Origin of the sequence: Daejeonella sp. (assembly GCF_044348475.1) — a bacterium.
Lineage (GTDB): Bacteria > Bacteroidota > Bacteroidia > Sphingobacteriales > Sphingobacteriaceae > Daejeonella.
In genome coordinates this window covers 1-2917 of sequence record NZ_JBIKSU010000159.1, presented here as the reverse complement: position 1 = coordinate 2917, position 2917 = coordinate 1, and the positions used below count along the sequence as shown (strand labels likewise).

General features: G+C 36.1%; 3 protein-coding genes and 1 pseudogene. 1 reads left to right on the top strand and 3 read right to left on the bottom strand.

Annotated features, from left to right (window positions below; all coding sequences use genetic code 11):
• The 3 genes and pseudogenes from ACIQZ6_RS12655 to ACIQZ6_RS12645 form a co-directional block, all read right to left on the bottom strand.
• A pseudogene (locus ACIQZ6_RS12655) lies at positions 1 to 221 on the bottom strand (selenocysteine synthase); the annotation flags it as partial.
• A 57-nt stretch (positions 222 to 278) separates the two neighbouring features.
• Complete coding sequence (locus ACIQZ6_RS12650; protein ID WP_395811647.1) at positions 279 to 1859, bottom strand: sodium/solute symporter; 1581 nt, start codon at positions 1857 to 1859, stop codon at positions 279 to 281.
• Between the two features lie 27 nt (positions 1860 to 1886).
• Positions 1887 to 2186, bottom strand: coding sequence for a DUF485 domain-containing protein (locus ACIQZ6_RS12645; RefSeq protein WP_090704083.1), 300 nt, complete (start codon positions 2184 to 2186; stop codon positions 1887 to 1889).
• Between the two features lie 302 nt (positions 2187 to 2488).
• Here ACIQZ6_RS12645 and ACIQZ6_RS12640 point away from each other — a divergent pair.
• The coding region (locus ACIQZ6_RS12640) for an N-acetylmuramoyl-L-alanine amidase (protein WP_395811645.1) at positions 2489 to 2917 on the top strand (429 nt) is incomplete at its 3' end.

The window sequence follows — 2917 nt, the reverse complement described above, 5'->3', positions numbered from 1 at the left end:
ATTGCATCAATTACTTCATCCTGCATCAAAGAACCAGTCATCATGGTTAGAGTAGCTCTTGCATTAATAAATGTACGAATACCTAATTCTTTGAATAAATCTCTTTTAACTGCAGTTGTTGCAACTGCTTTTAGCTCAGCACCTGCTGCACTTTCAACTGATAAAATGCCCCCTGCAAGTGGAAGAACTGATAAACCCTTAAGTAGGTCTCTGCGTTTCATAATTTTATATTATATGATTAAAAAAAACTGATCTGCCTTAAGCAGATCAGCAATAGGTTATTTTTCAGAACCGTGACCAAGGTAGGTTCTCAATTTTTCGCTTTCAAATAAATCAGCGGCTTCCTTCTCAGGTTTTGCAAGTGAGACAACAATACCTACAATAAAAGCAGAAGTCATTGAGACAATGGTTGGATTTTTTAGTGGGAATATTGCCTCAGCATTACCTAAAATATCAACCCATACCGTAGGACTGATAACGATTAAAACTAATGACAGAACGGCCCCAGTTACCATACACCAAACAGCGCCTTTTGTAGTGAACCCTTTCCAAATAATTGACATGAGCAATGCCGGGAAGTTAGCACTCGCTGCAATAGAAAATGCAAGACCAACCATAAATGCAACGTTTTGACCTTTAAATAATAAGCCTAAAGCAACAGCAAGAACACCAAGGAAGATAGTTGCTCTTTTTGCCACTTTCATTTCTCCTTTTTCATCAGAAACACCTTTCTTAATTACGTGCACATAAAGGTCATGTGAGATAGTTGACGCACCTGAAAGAGTTAATCCAGCTACAACAGCTAAAATAGTAGCAAAGGCTACTGATGCAATAAAGCCTAGAAATGCGCTACCACCTGTGTTTTCGGCCAGAAGAAGTGCTGCCATATTTCCGCCTTTATCTAAACTGATGATTGCATCTTTACCTACAAGGGCTAAGGCTGCAAAACCGATAAAGAAGGTAAGAATGTAGAAATAACCGATAAATCCGGTTGCTACAAAAACAGATTTTCTGGCTGCTTTATCATCAGGAACTGTGTAAAAACGCATCAAAATATGAGGCAAGCCAGCAGTACCCAACATCAATGCTAAACCAAGTGATAAGGCATCTAATGGATTAGTAATGAAGCCACCCGGTGCAAGCATATCTGAACCATACTGTGTTTTTACTGACATGAAAAGCTCAGACGGACTGAAATTAAATTTAGAAAGTGCTAATAAAACTAGAATGGTAGCCCCCGATAGCAATAATACTGCCTTAATAATCTGTACCCATGTAGTTGCAAGCATCCCTCCAAAGAGTACATACATAGTCATAACTACACCAACCACTACCACTGCAATTTCATAATTTAATCCGAAAAGAGTTTTGATCAAACTACCTGCTCCCACCATTTGTGCGATCAGATAAAAAGAAATGGTTAATAATGAACCAACTGAAGCAGCGATGCGAATGGGCCTTTGTTTAAGACGAAAAGCTACTACATCGGCAAACGTATATTTTCCAAGATTCCTTAATGGCTCTGCAACGAGAAACATAATCAAAGGCCATCCAACAAGGAAACCAATAGAATAAATAAGACCATCATACCCTTTTGTTGCAACCATACCAGCAATTCCAAGAAAAGAAGCCGCACTCATATAGTCGCCAGCTAGGGCTAATCCGTTTTGAAATCCGGAGATATTTCGACCGGCAGCATAAAATTCTGAACCGGTTTTAGTTTTTTTAGCCGCCCAGTACGTAATGTAAAGGGTAACAGCCACAAATAGGAAAAATATTGCTATTGATACCGGATTTGCAGTACCCAAGGTGGAAGCTGGTCCAGAAGGGCTAATTTGAAGAAGTAAATTCAAAGACATAAGAATATTGAGTAGAGTTAAAATATGTTATAATTTTTTTTTGATTTCATGAACGTCAGAATCATAATAATTATTTGCCCAGTAAACATAGAGCCCAGTTATTAGCCATGAAAAGAATATAATTCCCAATCCTACAACAATTGCAAGATTTATTGAATCGCCTAATGGCATTTTCAGAAAGTCTTTATTGTATGCTATTACAAGCAAAAAACCGATGTAAACAAACAACATAACAAAAGTAAATGAAAGGGAAATGTTCCATCTTGTTTTTACCAGCTTTTTGAACTCGGCACTTTGAAGAATTTCATGTGTTTTTGCACTATCCATAATTAAATAAATTGTTTTTGAGGTTTTTGAAAAAAAATTAATAAACTATCTGCTAAATGAAATAAAAATTGACAATAAAACTGAATTTAACAGTTCATAATTTTATGAAAAAAAAATGAATTATTACACTATCCTGATTAATCTTTTAAAAAAACATGAAATCGTTACGTTTTGTAGGCACTAAATTGGATAAATACACTAAAAAAAATAGAATAGATTAAATTTTCTATCTTATTCTTCTTTATAAGAATAGTTACATTTATCGAAAATTATTTTACTTAACTAGAAGAATCATAATACTCATGAAATTCAATTTGAAATTAATTTGCCTCTGCGTAATTGTATTGTTTAGCGGGCCTGTTTTCTCACAAACATTCAGAACATTTAACAAGCCAGTAGTTTTTGATGAAGAAAGAAAACAACTTTCAATTGAGTACCTAAAAGTTAGGCATGGTATTATTCAGGACTCAGCAACTATAGTACCTAAAATGATCGTTCTACACTGGACTGCCATTCCAACCCTTGAACAATCATTTGATGTGATGAATCCGGCTGTTTTGCCTGGAGCCAGAAAAGGAATTGCCGGAGCAAGCAGCCTGAATGTGGCAGCACAATTCTTGGTTGACCGGGATGGTATGATCTTCAGACAACTTCCTGAAACTGCCTTTGCACGCCATGTTATTGGACTTAATTATTGTGCAATTGGCGTTGAGAATGTAGGTGGCAGTAAT